The sequence below is a fragment of the Endozoicomonas sp. OPT23 genome (assembly GCF_009653635.1).
Classification (GTDB): domain Bacteria; phylum Pseudomonadota; class Gammaproteobacteria; order Pseudomonadales; family Endozoicomonadaceae; genus Endozoicomonas_A.
The window spans coordinates 759,395-781,154 of sequence record NZ_PPFD01000003.1 but is presented as its reverse complement, the minus strand read 5'-3'; the positions used below and the strand labels follow the sequence as shown (position 1 = coordinate 781,154).

The 21,760-nt window shown below is 46.3% G+C and carries 17 protein-coding genes; 6 read left to right on the top strand and 11 right to left on the bottom strand.

Annotated elements, in window-relative coordinates; all coding sequences use genetic code 11:
- Positions 1-26: 26 nt before the first annotated feature.
- On the bottom strand, positions 27-3,074 hold the full coding sequence (locus EOPP23_RS09340; RefSeq protein WP_370514734.1) for an efflux RND transporter permease subunit: 3,048 nt from the start codon (positions 3,072-3,074) through the stop codon (positions 27-29).
- Between the two features lie 6 nt (positions 3,075-3,080).
- A complete protein-coding gene (locus EOPP23_RS09335) occupies positions 3,081-4,166 on the bottom strand; it encodes an efflux RND transporter periplasmic adaptor subunit (RefSeq protein WP_153765676.1) in 1,086 nt (361 codons plus the stop codon).
- A 640-nt stretch (positions 4,167-4,806) separates the two neighbouring features.
- On the opposite strand from EOPP23_RS09335, the gene EOPP23_RS09330 reads away from it, so the two are divergent.
- From EOPP23_RS09330 to EOPP23_RS09315, 4 genes are all read left to right on the top strand, one after another.
- Positions 4,807-5,025 (top strand): hypothetical protein, encoded by a 219-nt coding sequence (locus EOPP23_RS09330; protein ID WP_153765675.1) that lies wholly within the window; start codon positions 4,807-4,809, stop codon positions 5,023-5,025.
- A gap of 36 nt (positions 5,026-5,061) precedes the next feature.
- A complete protein-coding gene (locus EOPP23_RS09325) occupies positions 5,062-5,730 on the top strand; it encodes a DsbA family oxidoreductase (RefSeq protein WP_153765674.1) in 669 nt (222 codons plus the stop codon).
- 161 nt (positions 5,731-5,891) lie between these two features.
- The gene (locus EOPP23_RS09320; protein ID WP_153765673.1) at positions 5,892-6,911 is read left to right on the top strand and encodes an aldose epimerase family protein; all 1,020 of its coding nucleotides are present in this window, start codon (positions 5,892-5,894) and stop codon (positions 6,909-6,911) included.
- Positions 6,912-7,034: 123 nt separating this feature from the next.
- Entirely contained in the window at positions 7,035-8,048 is a 1,014-nt protein-coding gene (locus EOPP23_RS09315) for a hypothetical protein (protein WP_153765672.1), read from the top strand.
- 49 nt (positions 8,049-8,097) lie between these two features.
- On the opposite strand, the gene EOPP23_RS09310 is transcribed toward EOPP23_RS09315, so the two are convergent.
- Together EOPP23_RS09310 and EOPP23_RS09305 are read right to left on the bottom strand one after the other, a co-directional pair.
- Positions 8,098-9,438 carry a glycoside-pentoside-hexuronide (GPH):cation symporter gene (locus EOPP23_RS09310; RefSeq protein WP_153765671.1) on the bottom strand — a complete coding sequence of 447 codons (1,341 nt, stop codon included), beginning with the start codon at positions 9,436-9,438 and terminating at the stop codon, positions 8,098-8,100.
- A gap of 90 nt (positions 9,439-9,528) precedes the next feature.
- Positions 9,529-10,662, bottom strand: a complete 1,134-nt coding sequence (locus EOPP23_RS09305) for an AraC family transcriptional regulator (RefSeq protein ID WP_153765670.1) — start codon at positions 10,660-10,662, stop codon at positions 9,529-9,531.
- A 287-nt stretch (positions 10,663-10,949) separates the two neighbouring features.
- Between EOPP23_RS09305 and EOPP23_RS09300 the strand changes: the two genes are divergently transcribed.
- Positions 10,950-13,043, top strand: a complete 2,094-nt coding sequence (locus EOPP23_RS09300; RefSeq protein WP_153765669.1) for a glycoside hydrolase family 2 protein — start codon at positions 10,950-10,952, stop codon at positions 13,041-13,043.
- A gap of 67 nt (positions 13,044-13,110) precedes the next feature.
- Here EOPP23_RS09300 and EOPP23_RS09295 read toward each other — a convergent pair whose 3' ends face one another.
- The 6 genes from EOPP23_RS09295 to EOPP23_RS09270 all read right to left on the bottom strand — a co-directional run bounded on the left by EOPP23_RS09295 (position 13,111) and on the right by EOPP23_RS09270 (position 19,583).
- Complete coding sequence (locus EOPP23_RS09295; RefSeq protein WP_153765668.1) at positions 13,111-14,007, bottom strand: hypothetical protein; 897 nt, start codon at positions 14,005-14,007, stop codon at positions 13,111-13,113.
- 191 nt (positions 14,008-14,198) lie between these two features.
- Positions 14,199-14,855: a deoxynucleoside kinase gene (locus EOPP23_RS09290; RefSeq protein ID WP_153765667.1), complete on the bottom strand. Its 657-nt coding sequence runs from the start codon at positions 14,853-14,855 to the stop codon at positions 14,199-14,201.
- Positions 14,856-15,167: 312 nt separating this feature from the next.
- Entirely contained in the window at positions 15,168-15,848 is a 681-nt protein-coding gene (locus tag EOPP23_RS09285; RefSeq protein WP_194842553.1) for a tRNA (adenine(22)-N(1))-methyltransferase TrmK, read from the bottom strand.
- A 70-nt stretch (positions 15,849-15,918) separates the two neighbouring features.
- Complete coding sequence (locus EOPP23_RS09280; RefSeq protein ID WP_153765665.1) at positions 15,919-17,265, bottom strand: MFS transporter; 1,347 nt, start codon at positions 17,263-17,265, stop codon at positions 15,919-15,921.
- A gap of 174 nt (positions 17,266-17,439) precedes the next feature.
- On the bottom strand, positions 17,440-18,138 hold the full coding sequence (locus EOPP23_RS09275; RefSeq protein ID WP_153765664.1) for a hypothetical protein: 699 nt from the start codon (positions 18,136-18,138) through the stop codon (positions 17,440-17,442).
- A 119-nt stretch (positions 18,139-18,257) separates the two neighbouring features.
- Positions 18,258-19,583 carry a hypothetical protein gene (locus EOPP23_RS09270; RefSeq protein ID WP_153765663.1) on the bottom strand — a complete coding sequence of 442 codons (1,326 nt, stop codon included), beginning with the start codon at positions 19,581-19,583 and terminating at the stop codon, positions 18,258-18,260.
- A 243-nt stretch (positions 19,584-19,826) separates the two neighbouring features.
- Here EOPP23_RS09270 and EOPP23_RS09265 point away from each other — a divergent pair, with 243 nt between their 5' ends.
- Positions 19,827-20,339, top strand: a complete 513-nt coding sequence (locus tag EOPP23_RS09265; RefSeq protein ID WP_153765662.1) for a hypothetical protein — start codon at positions 19,827-19,829, stop codon at positions 20,337-20,339.
- 150 nt (positions 20,340-20,489) lie between these two features.
- Here the strand turns inward: EOPP23_RS09265 and EOPP23_RS09260 are convergent, their stop codons facing one another.
- Positions 20,490-21,572, bottom strand: a complete 1,083-nt coding sequence (locus tag EOPP23_RS09260) for a hypothetical protein (RefSeq protein ID WP_153765661.1) — start codon at positions 21,570-21,572, stop codon at positions 20,490-20,492.
- Positions 21,573-21,760: the final 188 nt, after the last annotated feature.

The window sequence follows — 21,760 nt, the reverse complement described above, 5'->3', positions numbered from 1 at the left end:
ACTCAGGGCTTTTCAGTATCAGACTATCACTTGGCAGTAGATGGCTTGATACCCATAAAGAGACTGTAGAACAGCGGCACTACGATTAATGTCAGGGCTGTGGCAAACGCCAAGCCAAACATGATGGCAATGGTCATACTCTTGAAGAACGGGTCAGCCAGTAGAGGTGCAACACCCATGATGGTGGTTACTGCACCGAGAATTACCGGACGGGCACGACTCTGTGCTGCCGCGAGAATAGCCTGGTAAGGTTCCAGCCCATCACGGATATCCGCATCCGCCTGATCTACCAGTACGATCGCGTTTTTGACCAACATACCCACCAGACTCAGTATGCCCAGTAAGGCCATGAATTCCAGAGGTGTTCTGAACAGACTGAGACCAATAGCGACACCGATAATAGCCAGTGGAGCCGTCAGCCAGATCACCAGAGGTTGTCTCCATGCGTTGAACATAAACACAACGGCCAGAATCATGGCAGAGAAGCCCCATGGTATAGCATCTGCTACTGCGCCATTATTCTTCTTCAGGTTGTCGTATTCACCTTTCCATTCCAGCTTGTAACCCGGTGGCAATTGAATGTCTTCAACCAGTGGACGGATCTTATCGAAGGCTTCACTGGTTAGAATACCCGATGTCGGATCGGACTGTGCTTTCAACGTAGGTGAACGATCCAGACGACGGATCATGGCGTCCTGCCACACCAGCTGAACATTGTTGATCAGTTCGCTGATAGGCACAACGGAGCCGGTTACCTGGCTGGATACCATTACGTCGTTGATCTGGCTGGCACGATCACGTTCGTCAGCCGGAGCACGCATGATGATAGGAATCAGGTCATTGCCTTCACGGAAAGCACCGATGGAGCGGCCTGTGAAGTTCTGGTTCAGAGCCAGGTTCAGTTCTGATTGAGACAAACCCAGCTGTTGCGCCAGATCCATGCGGTAGTCAGGCTTAAGCACTGGAATCTGCTCACGCCAGTCGTCCTGAACAGCAATCAGGTAGGGCTGATCAGCCATGACCTTTTTAGCCTGTTCAGCAAGGTTACGCAGGACAACAGGGTCAGGACCAATAAAGGCTGCCTCAATTTTCTTGCCGCCACCCGGACCGAGCATGAATTTCCAGGCTTTAAACTGGGCTGCAGGGTGTCTGTCGCTCAGTTCAGTCTGAAGCTCTTTGACCAGGCCCGGAATAACAGTGAAGTCTTCCACATCAATCAGCAGCTGTGCATAACCACTGTCGCCTGAGTTCGGGGCATAAGTCAGCATAAAGCGCAGACCGCCGGCACCGACCAGAGAGGTAACATTGGTTACGCCTTCTTTCTTCTGAACATAGGCCAGAACATCCTTGGCCAGTTTGTCAGTACGCTTGATATCAGTGCCTTGAGGCAGGTACATATCAACGACAAACTGAGGACGCTGAGAGTCAGGTGCAAAACCGGAAGGCACGGTGCTCAGAGCGACCAGTCCGCCAAACAGCATTGCAATGACAACACCGACAGAAAGCAGACGGTGATGGAGAACCCAGCCAAGCAGTGCCTTATAGCCACGCAGCATTGCAGACGGCTTGGCATCTTTCTCAAGGGTTTTGACCTGCAGGAAGAAATAGCAGAACAGAGGAGTCAGAGTTACCGCAAACACCCAACTCATCAGCATGGAGTAGCAGATAACCCAGAACAGGGAGCCGGCATACTCACCCATGTCGGACGGTGACAAACCAATGGCACTGAAGGCTAGAATACCTACAACAGTACCGCCGAGCAGAGGCCAGATGGTAGCTTTTACCGTAGTGCTGATCGCACTCAGGCGCTCTTCACCTTTCTGCAGCCGGACCAGAATACCGTCGGTGACAACAATCGCGTTATCTACCAGCATACCCAGAGCAATGATCAGAGCACCCAGCGAGATACGCTGCATGGCGATGCCATCGGTGAGCATGATGATCAGGGTAGCTGCAACAATCAGCAGCAGAACCAGACCGATGATTACACCGGAACGAACGCCCATAAACAGCAGCAAAACCAGGAATACAATCGCTACGGCTGCGGCCAGGTTATTAACAAAACCGGCAACGGACTCCTTAACAGAGTCTGACTGCAGGGAAACCGGATGCAGTTCCATACCAACAGGGCGAAGGCTTTCCAGCTCAGCCAGGCGGGCTTTTACAGCCGCACCCATCTTGACGATGTTACCGCCGGACTCATTGGCAATACCAAAGCCGATGGCTGGCTGACCGTTGTAGTACATAAACATGCGAGACGGAGTCTGGTAGTCACGGTAGACATTGGCCAGATCCTTGATGCGAATCAGTTGCTGGTTGTTACCAACGGAAACCGTCAGGTTCTTGATGTCTTCGACACTGGTCGTATACAGGTTGGGCAGAATAGGAATACGAATTTCATCGGCTTCCAGAGTACCGGCTGCGGACAGCGTATTCTGCTTGTTCAGAACATCCAGCACCATGTTAACGCTGACACCCAGCTGGGTTGCACGTTCACGGGAGATTTCCACGAAAATGGCTTCACTCTGCTCAGCCTGTTTGGCAGTGCGAGCAACGCCATCAACCTTGGATACTTCCTGCATCAGCATATCCACATAGTTCTGGATCTGCTTGTTGGTGTAGCCTTCACCGGTAACGGCATAGTACTGGCCGTATACATCACCAAAGTCATCCTGAACCATGGGCTCCAGTGCGTCAGGCGGCAGCTGGATTTTTACGTCAGCAATTTTTCGGCGAAGCTTGTCCCAGATGTTGGCCAGGTCTTCCTTTCCTGGCGCGTATTCCCGCTTAATACTAACGGTTATCTTGGACAGACCGGTTTCGGAAACAGATTCAATCTTCTCTACTTCCTGCATGGTCTGGAAGGCTTCTTCCAGTTTGTCTGTCACCTCTTCTGCCACCATTTTCGGATCAGCCCCCGGATACTGGGTAATGACCATGGCGGCACGGATAACAAATTCAGGGTCTTCAAAGCGAGCCAGTTGCTGGTAAGACATATAGCCTCCCAACAGCACCAGCAGGGCAATCACCCAGGCGCTGAAGCCTTTTTTAATCGTGTATTCAGCAATGTTCACTGGTGCTTACTCCTGATCCAGTGGACGTACTTTCATACCGTCTTTCAAGCTGCTGACACCGGCAGTAACAACCCTGTCGCCAGTCATCAAACCACTGAGAACAGTAACTCTGTCGCCCAGCAACGCCCCTGTTTCGACAAATACCTGATAGACAGAGCCGTCTTCTCTTACTTTCCAGATGTACTTACGGCCAGCGTTGTCTGATACCACTGCTCTCAGAGGAACCATTACATCGGCATCCTTACTGGTATCAAACATGGATTCATCAGGAATAACGGTGACAGACATACCTGGCAGAATATTCGCCTTGGTGGTTTTTGGCAGAGAGAGAACGACTTTATAGGTCTGGGTCTTGGCATCACCTTCGGTGGCAATGTACTTGAATTCCGCTGGCAGCTTGAGGTCAGGCAGCTGATCAAAAACGACCAGTGTTCTGGCTGTTTCAGGGTTAGTCAGTACGACAGAACCCGGGATGTAAACTTCGACTTCCAGCTCTTCCAGGTTTTGCAGGCCGAAAATAGTTTCCTTGGCCTGAACAAAGCTGAATTCTTCGGTAGCTTTGCGGGAGATCACGCCCGGGAAAGGAGCGCGTAACGTTGCGTGTTCCAACTGCTGGCGCTGATTTTCCAGACGAGCCTTGAGGATGTCTTTCTGTGTGCGAGAGTTTTCCAGATCGCTCAGGGAAATCGCACGGTTAGCTTCGTAGATGGCTTCAAGACGTTCAGTGTCTTTTTCTGCTTTGCGGTATTCAGCGAGGCTGGACTGATAGTTGTTGTTCAGGGTTTTCTTGTCGAGCTCTGCAACCACCTGCCCCTTCTGAACATAGTCGCCTTCTTCAACCAGCATGGAAATGATTTTGCCGGACAGTTCAAAAGAAAGGTCTGCTCTCTGCGCTGCCTGAACAGTGCCCACGTAGGCAAAATCAAACGCTGCTGCTTCAGAGGTTACTGTCTCAATCAAGGCAGGGCGAACAATCTCAATAGCTGCCTGTGCAGGCTGCTCCGTTGAAGCTTCCTTTGACTCTCCACACCCTATCAGGCTGAGTGTAGTTACCAGCATTATGGCGCTGGCCAGTGATTTTTTGGTGAACAAGGTTTTAACCCCCAAAACGGCGATGAATTCTGTATATAGTGTCTGTTTTAAACCAAGCGACTGAACTTGATCAATTATGGTTTATCCTGATTTACGCTTTGCCATGACAAGAGTCGTTGGAATTGATTTTTTTGGCTGGGCGATCAAGTAATAATACTTAAAATATATTGTTTAAGCACTGATCTTAATTGACCGAATAAGTATCCGAACATATGAATACATATGTCATTTCTCCGGCTGTGGTGGAGAAATGACAATCCAATATTCCCCTACGCGTGTAGATACGCTTACGTCTATTTCTACAGAAAGCCATACGGTAATAAAAGTATCTGAATGACGCTGAAACTACGTGCTACCTGATGTTAAGGCCATACCAAATTTGATTGTAATTATGTCAAATTAAAGCAATTGCTTGTAGTAATGACATGGGTTGGGTATTGAGTTTCCCGTATTTGGGAAACACTGTTTATTAGCTGTTAAATGGTGCTGTTTAAAAGTCTCTGTTTGACTTATTTTGTTTTGTATTGGTATTTAATTTGATGCTGTTCAAGATGTGTCGTGGGTCACTTATAACCTTAATGCTGTCGGCTTCTTCCCTTACGGCAGCGACAGTGTTTTAGCCACAGCTGCTGGATGATGAATGTATTTTGACGACGGCCAGGCTCAGGATGACGTATTCGTCTATGGCTCGTTCGAACAGAGCAAAAATGATTACGCTGTAGCGCTCAACTCCACCGGTGAAAACGAAAGAGCAGTAAAAACTCTGACGGACGCTGTGACCAGGTTTCCCTATAATCGCGAGATGACGAATGCATTGATGCAGTTCAGTCAGCAGTCTTATATGTTGGCTAAAAAATGATCTTGATTAAAACAAAAGGCTGATACTTAAGGTAAAATGCCAACCTCTGTTAAATATGGATATGTGATGAGTAGCCTTAGAATAGATATTGTCTCTGATGTTGTCTGTCCATGGTGTGTTATCGGTTTTAAAAGACTGGAGCATGTCCTCAAGCAGTATCAGGGAGATATTCATGCAGAAATATGTTGGCGTCCCTTCGAGCTGAACCCTGATATGTCCGCCGAAGGACAGGAACTGAGGGAACATCTGCAGGAAAAGTACGGCTCAACACCTGAGCAGAGTCGTATGATAAGACAGCGAATTTCTGATCTGGGTACAGAGCTGGGTTTTGATTTCCAATTTTCTGATGAGATGAAAATATACAATACTTTTAAGGCTCATCAGCTTCTCAGCTTCTCAGAGCTGTATGGTAAGCAGACAGAGTTAAAGATGGCTCTGTTTGAGTCCTATTTTTCTGAAGGCGGTAATATTTCCGATACTCAGGTATTAATGGATGTTGTGGCCAAAACGGGTCTTGATGTTGAGTTAGCACGGCAGGCTCTGGAAGATAACCGTTTTGTCAGTGAGGTCAGAGAACAGGAAGCCTTTTGGCAGCAACAGGGTATTCATTCGGTTCCGGCCATCATCTTTAACCAAAAAGATCTGATTTCCGGAGCTCAGGACGAGTCGGTATTTATGGATTATCTGAAGCAGCATCTGGTCTGACTGAATACGGCAGGGCTTTCCTCTTGCCGTACCCGCTTCTCTGACTCGGCCTCTTAACACTATCTGCTCTACTTTATTCCATATTCTCTAAAGCCACTGTTTCAAGCTGCCTTAATGGGATAAATTTCGAGCAGATTTCTCGTACTTGGATATTCACGAAAATGAGCAATATTTCTGACTGGTTTGATTACAAACTGATTCGTCTGAGCAACAGCAATGGCGTAAAAGTTGATATCTCCGACCTTGGTGCAACGATTGTTAACTATCTGGTGCCTGCCGGAGACAAAGAAATCAATATTGTTCTGGGCTATGACACTCCTGAAGAGTATCTGAGCGGTGGTTGCTATTTCAGTGCTGTAGTAGGCCCATGGGCGAACCGTATTGCTGAAGGACGCTTTGAATTGAATGGTGAAACCATTCAGGTTCATCAGAATGAAGGTTCAAACCATCTGCACGGTGGCAAAGGTGCTATCGACACGCAGAAATGGGTGGTTGAAGCATCAACGGCAAACAGTGTGATCCTGTCTATCAAGGTTCCTGAAGGGTTTAACGGTTATCCAGCAAACAGCGAACTGGCCGTCAGCTACACCCTGACTGACGACAATGAGCTGGTGATTGATTACAAGGCACGTGTTGATAAGCCAATGCCCATCAACCTGACTCAGCATGCCTACTTCAACCTGACAGGTGCTGAAGCCACTCACCTGAATCATGAAATGCAGATTCATGCAGAACATTTCCTAGCGGTTGATGAGAAACTGATTCCCTGTGAAAAGCGCCCTGTAGCAGGCACATCAATGGACTTTCGTACCGCTAAAAAGCTGGGGCAGGATATTCAGGCTGACGAAGAACAGGTCACTCTGAGCAAAGGCTTTGACCACTGCTGGTGTCTGGACTTTGACATGAATGAAGAGCCAAAACTGGCGGTAACGGTGACTTCTCCAGAATCCGGTATGACATTGGAAACCTACACCAACCAGATCGGCATTCAGCTCTATTCCGGTAACTACATCGACAATGAAAAAGGTCGTGATGGTCAGGTATATCAACAATACGACGGTTTCTGTCTGGAAACCCAGTTGTATCCGGATCAGGTGAATATGAACACTGCCGAGCAGGCCATTCTGAAGCCTGGGCAGGAGTACCGCCATACCACGATCTATAAGACTAAGGTCAAATAACTCCTGTCATTGTTATAACTCAGTCCTGTGAGTAATCATTCTCAGGGCTGATATCTTATTATCATTTGCTTTTATATAAATTCACTACTAGATATTCATGATTGGAAATTTCGGATATTTGGTATGAAATGCTCCTCCGGTTATCTTCTGCTTTTTGCTATTTCTCAGGTAAATGCTCAGCCATTTACAGGTCAACCTGATTTGACATCAGAAGCTCAGGTTTATGACTTAATTCAGCAATTTATTCCTACTTTTTCCTTACCATTGCAGAATCAACTGTCTGATGAGTACTTCCTGGCACTGTCAGGAGCCATAAAGCATGTTGTTCTGTGTACTGGGCACCCTGTCACTGGCTATGAAGTTCTTTCTAGAGAAGACTCCCCTTTGGGTCCTCAGTATTTAATAAAAGCCGAGGCAGCATTAAATCGAATTCCTTTAGCTCTTTCAGAAACCAAAGCGAACTGTAGCTATTTTCAGATGGAAAATGGACAGAGAGTGAAATTCTCGGAGCTATATTCCGGAAACGTTTGTTCACCGACACAGAATGAGAGTTCGGTCTTAACTGTGATGCATGGAGGTTATTCCTTCGAGCAGAGCGGTGAATTAAACGTATTGCCAGGCAGTTATATTTGCTACCAGCGAGGGGGCGGCGGTACTGATACAAATGGTGGCTCTCAAAGTGCCGGGAACTCTGGTGGTGGAAAGTGGAAATTCTTATGCTGCTGGTGTGGTTCTGATACAACGACTCCAGATCAGGCTGGCACTTCTACAGCAGGTGCTTCACCACCGCCACCACCTCATCCATGGCAGTCAGGACAATTTGGTGGCTTTCAAGAAGCGACAATGAAAAGTTTGTATGATTTGTTAAAGGTCATTAATGGTAAAGGAAAAATAGCTGATCTTGCTGCTCGCTTGCAACAGATTCCAATGCCTGAAGTAGGCACTAGTTTAGTTCCAGCAGCAAATGTTGGAGGAGAGCAGGGCTGGAATAACTTACTGACTGCTTTACTTGGAAATGATGACAATTTACGTCAGTTCATTCACGAGTGCCCTAGTGGTGTAAGGAGACAAATTAATTCCAACGGGCAAATTGTGAACAGAGGTGGAACCTTCAGGGAAAACAGGAGAGGTCAATAGTTCGTTAATAGGTTGAGGGAAACCATATAAGTTTCCCTCAATTTTATACTTAAACGACAGCTTCCCTTTGCTGCAACTCATCCACAATCTTCGCATGGCTCTTACTGTCCAGATCATAGCGGGTAAAGATCAACACAAAGATGGACATGACAATCAGAGGAATAGTCGCCGCCAGAGTGGTAATACCAAAGGTAGCCAGCTCGGTTTGCTCTACGTTAGGTACATAACCTGTGTAGTTTAAAACCAGTCCTGGAATCATGGCGCCGATAGCACCACCAAACTTCAGGAAGAAACCGAATACGGCGTAAGTCATGCCTTCTTCACGCTTACCGGTTTTGTGCTGGCCGTATTCAATAGTGTCAGCCACAAATGCCCATATCAGAGCCACAGCCAGACCCTGACCAAAGCCGCCTATTATCGTTGCACCCAGAATGATGTTCAGATCCGGGAAGTACATAGCGGCAGGCTTCACCATACCCAGCAGAGTACCGACAATCAGAATCTGCTTCTTTTCAAACTTCTTCAGAGCAATCTGGGAAGCAATAATACCGATGAATATCACCACCAGCTGAGTCAGCATCATCAGCGGGAACTTCTCAGGCATACCCAGATTGTAAGTGAAGTAGTAAGTACCTGTGGCTGTTGCAACGCCCATGTTAAGGGAGTTGGCAACAAAGGCGAGGCAGAGAACAGTCAGAGGTTTATTGGCTTTCAGCAGGGCAACAATGTCCTTCACACTGAAACGGGTATCCTGAGGTGGTGCAGAGTAGCGTTCCTTTGTCGTAGCAAATGAGACCAGAAAGCAGATGGCTGCCAAACCGCAGAGAATGGACATGGTGATCTTATAGCCCTGAGCGGTATCGCCATCTCCAAACGCAGTGACCAGGAAAGGAATGATGGCAACGACCATGCCGCCCACCATGCCGAACATCATACGAATACCGGAAATACTGCCACGCTCTTTAGAATCCATGGACAGGGAAGACGCCAGTGCACCGTAAGGGATGGTGACCATGGTATAGAGCATGCCGAAGCCAATAAAGGTGGCATAGGCATAAATCAGCTTGCCGGTTTCTGACAGGTCAACCGTGGTAAAGCAGAGTGCGGTTACTATGCCCAGTGGCACGGCACCAAACAGCATATAAGGGCGAAACTTGCCCCAGCGGGTTTTTGTTCGGTCAACAATAGCGCCCATCAACGGGTCGTTGATGGCATCCCAGATACGGGCAATCAGAAACAGGGTGGAAGCCGCTACGACCGAAATGCCAAACACGTCGGTGTAGAAAATCATCAGGTAAACACTGGTGGACTGCAGGAGAATACCTGACCCCAGTTCGGCCAAACCATAACCGGCTTTGGCACCACCGGACAGAGGGGCATCAGTGGACATAAGACAACAACCTTGAAAGTTTTATAACGTCGCCACTATCTTTCAAGGCCGTTGCTTTGAGTATGCCTCAGATTCGCAGATTTATATGAATTATTCGAAAGTTTCTGTCTGGCAGTGCTTTCTGCGGTATTCAGAAGGTGTCATATTTATGTATCGACGAAAACAGCGGGCAAAATACATCTGATTCAAATACCCCAGCTCGTCTGAAATCTGTGAGATACGTTTACTGGTATGAACCAGCTTGTGGCAGGCCGCCGCCATCCGTTTTTCTTCACGCCACTGCATAACCGTTACACCACAATGTTTTTTAAACAGTAACGCCAGAGCAGACGGCGACAGGCAGGCGACATCGGCAACCTGTTCCAGAGTGAAATCCCTGAACAGGCTGTCCTCAATAAAGTGTATGGCGTCCTGAATTCTTCTGTCTGTCTGCTGATAGCCCTGCTCTTCTATAATCTCGTGGCAACGAAGCATCAGCAGCTCGATACAGACTTCTCTGGCTTTAACCTGCGCCGGTTCCAGCGACCAGCCCTGCTCCCTGATAAAACCTGTGACAGAACGAACCCTTTCCAGTTGCTGGTTGTTGCCTGCTTTAATGTGATAAATGCCCGATGCCACTTCCGGCCAGCTCAATAGCTCGGTAATGCGAGGGGTGTTCTGAAACATTATCCATTCATAATGCCAGTGCTCGCTCTCTTCCGCTCTTCTCCCATCCAGATAAGCTGTTGGGCTGAACAACATAATATCTCCGGGCTCCGTCCTGATCTGTGTACGCACACAGTCGTAGAACCCGGACCCCGAAGTTGTTACATGCATGGTCCAGCCAGCTTTTCGTTGTGGTCTGAAGATAGCGTGATCGCGCCAGGAGTCCTTGCTGATAGCTGAAGGCACAGCGACATTCTGGTAATGAAGAAACTGCAGGTCCGATTCAATAGTGCTGAATAACTGGTTTAAAAAACGGTTGGCTTCCTTATCCGTCAACGGATAATCAATATGCATCCGCTGATGCCAGTCTTCGGAAATAGAAACGGCTCTTATAACGGACAGAAGGCCTTCAAGGTAGGAATCCAGAGGCGTATCACTGGTTTTAATCGGGGTTCTGCTTTTAATAAACAGGTATTTCAGACTGGCTCTTACTTCAGGAATAGTTGCTTGCCCCAGTGCATATCGATAGAGGCATCGAGCCGTTGTATCAAGTGTCAGGGAGGAGTCAGCAATTATCATTCAGTAGCATCAATCTAATGGAAATACCGGTTTGCAGTGGCATCTATTCTGACACTGATGAACTCTGTTCTCTATGCGTTTAAAGCGATCGACCTATTCATTAACTGTCTAATAACTCTGTCATTGTCTGTTTTTTCGTGATCAGAATCAGACATAACCTTTCAAGGTTTGTGCATAGCTCTAAATATCCCTCGCCGGTAATTTACTGACCAGATTATTTAATAGGTTAGTTCTGTGGTTCAGCCACTGAATGAATTGACCCTTTCTGGTTTTTCGCTGGGGGTGCTATGAAGAAGTATATCGCGCTGGCCATACTGGCCGCGATTCTTGGTGGAGGTTATGCCGCATTTGGCTGGGCTTTCCCCATCGGATTCGTATCTGTGATTGTTGGCCTGTTTTTGGCCTGGGGTCTGTCGGTTCGTTACATTCCTCGAAAAGTGGGTGTTCTGGTTAACAACATCATCAAGCGTATCCCTAAAGGCGAAGATGGCTGGATGTTCAAGGATGAAGCACAGTCCAAAGACTGGGCTGACTGGTTCAAACAACAACAGAAAGATGGCTGGAAGCAGAAAGAAGCGCAGCTGCCTACACGCTGGAGCAAGGACATTGATCCTGAAGCACCGCTGCCAGAATACCCTCGTCCACAGTTGAGCCGAGATAAGTGGGTCAACCTGAACGGTCTCTGGTCCTTTAACGTTGTTGCCAAAGAAGCAACCAGCGTCGGTGAATTCCCAGGTCAGATTATGGTGCCATTTGCCATTGAATCTGCTTTATCCGGTGTTCAGCGTCCATTACTGCCTGGTGAAAAACTCTGGTACAACCGCAAGTTTGATGTTCCGGCCAACTGGAATGCTGAAGAACGTATTGTGCTGAACTTCGGCGCTGTTGACTGGGAAACCACCGTACTAGTGAACGGTGTGGAACAGGGCAGTCACCAAGGCGGTTATACGCCGTTCTCATTTGATATTACCGACGCTGTTAAGCGTGGTGAAGCAAACGAGCTGGTTGTTGTCGTTTGGGACCCAACCAATGCTGAAACTTCCAGCCAGCAGCGCGGCAAACAGACGCTCAAACCAGCTTTTATCAGTTACACAGCATCGTCCGGTATCTGGCAGACAGTATGGATGGAATCAGTTGCCGATCGTCGTATTGAACGTACTCTGACCCATGCCAATATCACCAAGGGTACAGCCCTTGTAGACGTGACGACCACAGATAACTGCGATGGCCTGACCGTTGAAGTGATACTGAAAGACGATAACAGTTCCTTCAAGGCAGAAGTTGGTCAGCCAGTACTGGTGAAACCTGCTGAGTTGAAGCTGTGGACACCGGAAACCCCTAACCTGTACGACATCAAGGTTCGCCTTCTGGATGGTGACAAGGTCATTGATGAAGCAGACAGCTACTTCGCTATGCGAGAGCTGGGAGTCATCAAACAAGACGGCACTCCATTGCTGACCCTGAACAACAAACCTGTATTCCACAATGGTCCACTGGATCAGGGTTACTGGCCTGACGGTATTTACACGGCGCCAACGGATGCTGCCCTGAAATACGATATCGAACTGGCTAAGTCTTACGGCTACAACATGCTGCGTAAGCACATTAAAATAGAGCCAGCCCGTTGGTATCACCACTGTGACAAACTGGGTATTCTGGTTTGGCAGGACATGATCAGTGGCGGAGCACCAATACCACCGAAAGATGGCTGGGTTGATTACCTGCAGCATGTGGCACCTCTGGGTATCGATCATCATCACGACATTCCTGACCGTGACTATGAAGGCTGGGGCCGTACTGAAGATAACAAGACTCAGTTTATTAACGAATACACCGAGATGGTTCAGAGCCTGCAGATGTTCCCGTCTCTGGCTGTGTGGATTCCATTCAACGAATACTGGGGTCAGTTCGACACTGTTCGTGTGACTGAAATGACTCGTAAGCTGGACCCAACCCGTCTGATCAACTCTGCTTCCGGTTTCTTTGATCAGGGCAGTGGTGATATCTACGATATGCACATTTACCGTCGTAAGATTGAACGAGTTGAAGACCCTCGTCAGTTCCGTGCTGGTGTGCTGGGTGAATACGGCGGTCAGACCTGGGCAGTAGAAGGACACCTGTGGTCTGACAAGACCTTTGGTTACGGTAAAACTGAAGGGCAGGCCGCCTATCAGGAAGCCTATACCAACATGATGTTAAACGAGACCAAAGTTGCAATCACAAATGGTCTGGCGGGTGCTGTTTATACTCAGCTGACTGATGTTGAGATTGAGATCAATGGTGTTGCCACCTACGACCGTGAAGTCTCCAAGGTTGCACCGGAAGAGCTGACCCGCATTCATAACGAGCTCTATGAAGCGTTTGAAAAGCGTAACGGTTAATCTGTACTGAATCAGTGAACAGCTGACTTCCTGAAGCCTGCGTATTCCCCTGATTACGCAGGCTTTTTTATGAGGAGTGCTTTGGATCTATAGTCACAAGATGAACCACTTCATGTTCATCGGTGCGAGAAGTAAGCTTTCTTTCTGCAGGATGAGCTATTCCAAGGGCTTGTCCCATTGCTTGAATATCACGAGAAAGAACTATGGTTCTCTGGCTGAGCCTTCTTTCTGCCTCGCTTAATTCTGCAATGATTCTCTTTGTCATGAATGCGTGGTCACCAATCTGCTCCATGACTAACTGAACCTTTTTTTTCATCTCATCATCTTGAATGCGTTCAACTAATTCAGGTTCCTTCCTGAATAGATTAAATCGATCCAGTGCATCGGAATCTGAATCACCAGGCTTGCGCATTACGCTCATTATTAAGTCATTTTCCTGTTCAGGAGAGAGCGGCTGTTTAATGGTTGGCTGTTCTGTCTTCACAGTACAACCGAGGCTGGCCAGTTGCGTAAAGTGAGGCTTCAAACTGTCAGAGCTGTAACCTTCTTTTTTCAGAAGATTTTTTATTGTCTTAATCTTTTCCATCACTGCCACACAACGATAATAGTGGTTTTGAGCGACTATCATGGGTGCATCTGCAGAGTTTATCCGGCGCATAGTGTGCCAATGCCCAGCTGTTAAAAGGGCGCTGCCTGCAGCAGTCATTAACAGAGCGGTTTTAGCACTGATAATTTCTCTCGTGCACAAAGCAAGGTTCATTCCCCCAATCACAGATGCACTCATGGCTGCTGTTGATATTGAGTCAGTCAGTGAAGGAGCCGTTGCCCAGCGGTCGAGCCCTGTAACACGGTACTTGCGCCACATTGTCTCGGGAATGGGAGAACTTTCATTTTTGACCGGAACGGGTATGTCTGCACTGTAAGAAAAAGCAGCGCTGAATGCGGGGTCGTTTGGCGATAACATCGGGCATTCCTCCATGAAAACTGTTCTTTCGACTTCACAATGAAGTAAAAGTTCAATAATCGAGGAACGCGAATGCGTTTGATTGAAGGCTACAGGCGGGTAAATAGCTGAAAAATTGGATTGTGTGTCTACACACTCATCAGTTTGCTATTTTAGAAGGCTGGCAGGCCCAGCCCTCTAAAATGTCACAATCAGGCAGCAGCTTTCTTATTCTTGGTGAATGACTTATGGATCATCTCGGCAACATTGTTCGGGCAACCAAAGTCATCCCAGTTCAGGTCAGCCAGTTCGATTTCATGATCCTTGCAGATATGCGGCAGCATGCAGTCGTGGAAATCGGAAATCAGGCGGATATACTCTTCCGGAGTGCCTGCTTCTGATTCACGGGCACGATCCAGCATACGTTCATAGCATACCTTCGGTGTCGTCTTCAGGTAGATAACCATGTCGATCTTCGGGTAGTCTTCCAGGCGATCATGGATGTCGTAGTAGTAGCAGATGTCATCGCCGTCAGGGCGTGGCATGTTGGACAGGTTAGCCTGAGAGAAAATCAGGTCGCTGACCAGAGAACGCTCGATGATGTAGTTGATGGACTCATCAACGCCTTCCAGCAGCTTGGCACGATGGTTTGTGATGAAGCGCTGGAAACGGATACGGGCAGACGGATCCTGGGTGAACTCGGCCAGCAGCTTCTGAAACTCGGGGTTCTCGTCTACGTCTTCCTTGATCAGCTGCCAGCGTTCGCCGGTCACTGTGTTCAGGGCGTCAACCAGAGGGCCTAGCAGAGTGGATTTGCCGGCACCGATATTGCCTTCAATAGCAACGAGTTTAAAAGCTTTATCTTTCATAATTCTCCGGAAGAGGGCGCAAAAACGAGGCGGCAACCTTACTGAGATTCCCTCGAAAACTCAATCATGATTTTCCGGTTATTTAGGTGAAAAACAGCCCCTATGACACAAGATGTTGTAGTTATGATTTTTATGTCAATAGTGTCGTTTTTTAAGGACAGAACGTATTTCCATGTACAGAACTCAGACAACTCTCTTCGAATAAACTTCGATAGTCGGCTCTCTTTGTGTGTAGACACACTAATCGAATATTAACTTACAGCCCGCCCTGCATAGGCGGGTAAACAGCTTATTAGGTCGTATGCTGGGTGCTCAACGCAGGTTTTGGTATTGCTGAAGAATAGCGGCTGTTTTTTCACAGCCACTTTTCAGGCGGCGCTGGTAGTGAGAGACCGTTTGCTGCAGATAGAGACAATGGTCTTCATCACTGAAATCCCACATCTTTGAACCGACACAGGTCAACTCTTCCCTGCCTTTTCGGGCTACATGAATGATTTCGTAGAACAGCCGGTTTTCATAGACAATAGATTCATTGATCAGTTTCATTCCCATGTTTATCAGGCTTTCCCGCACATGAAAGTGCTGCCGAACAGGGCAGAGTAGAAATTCGATATTGGTTTCAGGATTTGCCTTATGAATAGCTTCAACCAGTTCAAATAACAGGTCACCGCCCACTCCGGCGATAATGACCAGGTGTGAATCACCTTTATGGGTGCTTGCTTCACTGACAGGAAGCCGAGCAACATCCATGCAGAGTGTCTGCCATTGGTCAGCAGGGTATAGCTCGGGATTGCCAGAAAGAGCCTGGTTTACACCATTAACCAGTGACTCAACGACATCGACAAAGTGCACTTTTTCCGCAGCCTGCTTCTCCAGCAGGCGCATGCCAAGCAGGCCATGATCGCAACAGCAATCCCAGATATTGTCATAGTGGCGGGTGACCATTTGTTCAATGGCCAGCAGGCGAAGACCGAGTTTGACTGACTGATTCAAAAATAAGCTCTGATGAGTTACTGGGCTGAGCACTCTAGCAAACAGCTTATGACTAATAAATTGCGTGTGTCTACACATTCACTGTTGCTTGCCGCTGCTCCAGCTCACAGACAATCCTGTCATGAGTTTTCTTATCCAGCGGGTAGCGAGACATCACCAGGGCAAAACAGCCGTAGAGAAGCAGTGGAATGGTGGCACAAAGCATCGTAATGCCAGACAGTGTCAGTTCTGTCTGCTCGACATTGGGTACATAACCGGTGTAGTTCAATACAAAACCGGGAATCATGGCGCCAAGGGCTCCACCCATTTTCATAAAGAAGCCAACCAGCGCATAGGTCATGCCCTCATTACGCTGACCGGTTTTGTACTGTCCGTATTCAATGGTATCTGCGACAAAAGCCCAGATAACCGCGACGGCAAAACCCTGACCTATTCCGCCAATAACACTGCCGGTAAGAATGATATTGATATCAGGGAAGTACATGGACAGTGGGCGGATCATACCGATCAGGGTGCCCAGAATAATAATCTGCTTCTTCTCAAGCTTCTTCTGAACCAGTTGACAGATAAGGATGCCCACGAAAACAGTGGAAACATTGATCAGCATAAATACAGGGATAAGATCTGGTCGCCCCAGATTGTAGGTAAAGAAATAAGTGCCTACAGACCCAGCGATAGACATATTGCCAAAGCTGACGACAAAGGCCAGGCAGACAATCTGCAGTGGTCGGTTGGTTTTCAGTATTGAAATGATTTCAGCAAGACTTATGGCCTGTTTCTGCGGAGGTGCTGAATAACGTTCTTTGGTCGTATAAAAAGTAACAAACAGACAGGCAACCATCAGGGCGCTGAACAGCATTATGCTTTTCTGATAGCCGCCAGCTGTATCTTCACCACCAAACGCTGTTACCAGCAGAGGCAAACTTGCAACCAGCATTCCGGCCATCAGTGTAAACATGGCTCTGAGGCCAGAAAGGGCGCCTCTTTCAGCGGAATCCATGGTAATGGATGACGTCAGTGCGCTATAGGGAACGGCTACCAGAGTGTAAATCATGCCGAAGGTAATGTAGGTCACATAGGCGTATATCAGCTTGCCTACATCTGAGAGGTCAGGGACAGTAAAGCAAAGTACTCCGGCAATACCTAAAGGAATCGGGCCAAACAAAAGATAGGGTCGAAACTTACCCCAGCTGCTCCGGGTACGGTCAACAATGCCGCCGACAATAGGGTCATTGATAGCATCCCAAAGTCGCGCAACAAGGAAAAGAGTGGAAGCGGCAATGGCTGAAATGCCGAAGACATCAGTATAAAAAATCAGCAGATAAATACTGGTGGTGTGAAACAGCAGGCCGATCCCGAAATCGCCAAGTCCATATCCTGTTTTCTCACCTAGAGACAATGGGAGGTTTTTGGACATTATTATTTATCCTGAAGACTACAGCCTTATCAGAGCATGAGACTATAAGGCGTTCAGTAGCGGTTTAATATGTACTATTCCTTTGAATTGATGTCTTATTTTGATGTAAAGGGTCAACTCATAATGCAGTTCTTACAGTTGTGAAGGCAGTATTGGTATGCTGTTCAGGAAGTTTTACTTTATCTTCTTATGTTGTCGTTCTGCCTCAGCAAATCTGGGTAAATCTTTTTCTATCTCTTTATTAAAATCCAAAATGTCCTGCTTTAAAGCTTCTCTGTCTACAGGAATACTTTTCAGTAACGTCTGAATCTCCTGATATCGTGCTGAACCTTTATCGTGATCCAATAATTCTTGCTTGAGCTCTCTCACTTTCTCCTTTAAATCTGCCAAAGTAGAAAGCATTGAATTTCTCTGAGTCAGAGCGCCCTGCATCTTTGGGTCATAGGAAATACGCCCCAGTAATGACTGGGGTAATGGTTTTAGTTTTTGTCCAAGAACCCAGCGTTTCAGGTCTCCATAGGTTTTTGATTTTAACTTTCGAGCAGCAGAGGAGAGTTTCTTTTTGAAAGACCTGGAAACCTTTTGCTGAGCGACCTCCCGCTCTGAAGAAGCCGCCTTATTCTGCTGCTCTGAATCAGGGCGGACAGAGGGTAATGACGCGCCTGTAGAAGGCAGAGATGTCCTTCGGGACCTGAGTTTTGTCGTCGGAGTCGTCGAGGCCATTTCTCTGGGAATTTGAGATTCTATAGACCGAAGGCTGGAAATAGCCTTGCCATTAAGCCCTCTGCCAACTTTTTCTGGTATTGAAGTAGGCGAGCTGGTTGAAGGAGGGCTGGTAGTAGCAATGCCTGATGTTATTCCAGTGGAAGGCATGAATATCTCCGTTCAAATCAGCTTTTATCTGAAAAAGGGGATTAAGATAAATATCTGCCTTAAGTATGAGATATTGATGAAAACCTTTTAATTGCTGGTTTCATTCCACTAGAGATACCCTATTTTTTCTGCTTTGGAGCTATCTGATAAATATGCTGTGGATCTGCAGTGTCAGTTCCATACTGGTAACCTTTCTCACTGACATGTTCTGTATAAATTGTGCCCAAACCGGGCACCTTGAGCTGCTGTTGCACAAACTCTGTTGTTTCTCTTATACGAATCCTGCCTTTGGTATCTACCCAGCTATAAAGAGTCTCACTGCCATAGCAGGACTCATAATGGTATCGATTATCTGACGTGTGGAAGAGCCTGCACCCCCAGGGGCAGCTTTCCAGAATGCTGTCGTCCGGGTAACAGGTATAGGGATAGTCAAGTCTATAGAAATTACTGGATATAGAGTCGTCCGGGTCATCTGTCAGTGGGTCTGTATCAATAAAATCAAATGACTTTTGGGACTTATACTGCTTATTAGCCCAGGCCATTGAAGCATTATAAGCACCATAAACGGCTACGCCGAAAGACAATTTCAGTGGCGCGGTGCCGTTATGGGAATAGCTGGCAGAGTAAGACATCCATTGTGGAATCTGCAGGGCGCCGGATACGTAGTAGCTGTCCCCTGTGTCTTCAGTGGTTCCGGCGTAATTAAACCTGGAGTAAACAGAATCAACCTTTGGGGGCTGTCTCAGTTTGGGGCTGCTGTATTTTTGGTAGGGAACATCTGCCTGCCAAAATATTTGCGCATACGGGCCTTTTTCCCATTGGTTATAGTCAAAGACGACACCAATAATGGTGGTTCCGGCACCAACGGCTTTGCCCTTTTTTATAATCTCTATAGGAATGGACACAAGTGTTCTGCCAGAGTTGTCTTTGTATGCTTCCAGTGCTGTGCAGCCAGAATTCTTTTTAGAAGGGCTGGCTTGATTAAGAAGGCAAAAAGCGGGAGTCATGGAGTTGTCTTTATGGGTAAAAGCAACAGGAACAGCATTTTCGTCTCCTGCATAAATATGAGCTTTTGGCAGATCTGTGGTGACACTCTGGCCTTCCAGGAACAGTGGGTAAAAATCCTTGGTGGATATTTCGAGTATGCCGGCGACGTTAGTGGCATCGTTATCATCGCCGCTTTCACTGTACAGAAGGTTGAGCAACAGAAACTGATCGTCTATATCACCGGCTACTGTTCTGGTTCCTGGTTGATAGACAAAGGGAGGTGGATTGTAGTTTTGAGGGAAAAGCGTACCTGGAAATGCATGACCGAGTAAGAATTTTATATGAAAGTCCGAAGGAGACAACAGAATGTAATCAAATGTTTCACTAACAGGCAATGCTTTCAGGGTCAGAGAGTAAAAGACAATTAATAAACTTGGAAAGGCTTTACTCAGATTCATTTTGAGAACCTCATACATTCTTTATGTCAGGAGCATAGCTCATGAAAAATTAGCGGATGCTTATGTTTTATCCATTTGAAAAAGGAGCTGACTTAAAAGTATCTAGCATGCTTGCCAGAGGATTCTCGACTCTCTACAGAGAAAAAAACGGAGTTCAATCCAAAAAGATGGATAAGGCATTAAACGATTAGTGTCGTTGATGATAAAATTAAGACATTAACAAGAAAAAATAATCAGGGAATCATGAACAACTCATCATTCGTTATTGCACTCATTGCAACACTTGGGATTTTCTTACTGGTCACAGCAGATAGTAAGGAACAGAAGCAGGCTGAAGCTATTCTGGAGGAACGAAAGCTGGCTCAGGAAGCAATGGAGGAAATGAAAAGTCACTATACGGGTAAAGCCCTTCAAACTCAGGTGCTAACACAGCTGATGCCTTATAAAATGGCTATGAAAGAATACGCCATGATCCATGGTACTCCGCCAAGGCGTATGGATGATCTCGAACAACTTCGAGGTCTAAACTACAGGTCGGATGTTATTTCAAAAGTGGCTCTCAAGGATGGTGTTGTTGTTGCCCGTATGATTGATGATCACTGGATAGCATTAAGAATGTCTATGGATGGTTTGAGCAGCAGTCCGCGTATTAACTGGTCTTGTGAGAGTGATGTTGAAGATTTTGCAGGTTATCAACCAGCCTGTCGACAGAGAAAAGCCAGTGCGTACGATAAGGTATTATCGAGAGCTTCATAGTTCTGAGATAAGACTGTCCAGAAGAGCATATAAAATGCCCCGGCTACGTCACTGTCCTGCTGGCTTCAGATCACAGGGTGAGTGTACTCTGAACAAAAACACGTTCTCATGTTACTGAGAACGTGTGAATAGCAGGGTATTTCGATTAAGCTAGAAAACAACATCCATATCACTGATCATGTGACAAAAATCATGCATACCAGCCACTTCATTTTTATGAGTAGAAAGATTTGATGTGATGCATTTGAAAACGGTATCTCTTGTCAGAGAAATACCATTTTTAATCAGATACTGTGAATAACTAAGACCGAGATCTGAATAAAGCGATGAAGGTAAATCAGCTAGAACATCTGTTCCGCTTAAAGTCTTAAGCACTGACCAAGGCAGCAAAAAATCTGCTGATGCACCTGATTCAATCGATTTAGCGGCTACAGCAATTGCTTCATCAACAGGTTTTGGGCTGGATAGTCTGCTATAGATAATCCCCAGTAGCTTACTTCTAGCTGAGTCATTTTTCATGATATCACTGACACTGAGACTATTCGATTGTTTATCAATTCTTGAAGTGCTCAATTTATTTCTGTAAATAATGTATCCATCAGAAAGTTGTTGAGTTGTTTTTTTAATGAATTCAGATTTTTGTTCTCTATCCATTGATAAGAAAAGCCCTATTACATTATGGTGCTGTAATAAAAATCCGTCTGAATATTTTGAGACAATTGACACTTGTTCCGAGCTTAACGGAGTGGCAAACCCTGCATCGAGTAAATCACCATAGCCGGCTATGTAAGCATATCCAGTCCAACTCTCATGGTATTCAGGTCCGTTTGGAAACTTTTCCCCTGTCAAAGCATGAAATGAACGTTCAATAAGATACTGAGAAAATTTCTTAGCCATAGGCTCTACAGTTTTTCTCTGGTTCTCATCCATTTCTTTAATCATATAAGACAGCACTACAACGGCATCACCATTTCTAGGAAGGCAGTTCTGCAGGTGGTTTATTTTCTCGACAGGAAAAGTATTAGAGTACTTTTCAAATAGGTTATAGAGTTCTGAAATAGATTTGTACTCACTGTTTTTATTTTTATGAATAGTCATTGCATCATAATCAGACATCTCTGAAGTGCACAGTGATTCGATCAGAACGCCAACCCTTTGTTCCAGTTCTTGAGGCATTCCAAATGTGATAACAGGAAAAACTGCAATCAAAATAATTAAACTTCTAAGTTTCATTTCCAGTACTCTTATAAAAAATGAAAACTTATATTAGTAAGATATTTAAATTTATGTTTGTGCGTTTTTGTTTTTCATCAAATATGATTGTTAATCCATTTTATTTTAATTGTGGATATATATTGTTATCCATAATTTTCTAAAATAAAAAAGTTACTATCTTACAGATATTAAACGTCGGGCAGTCT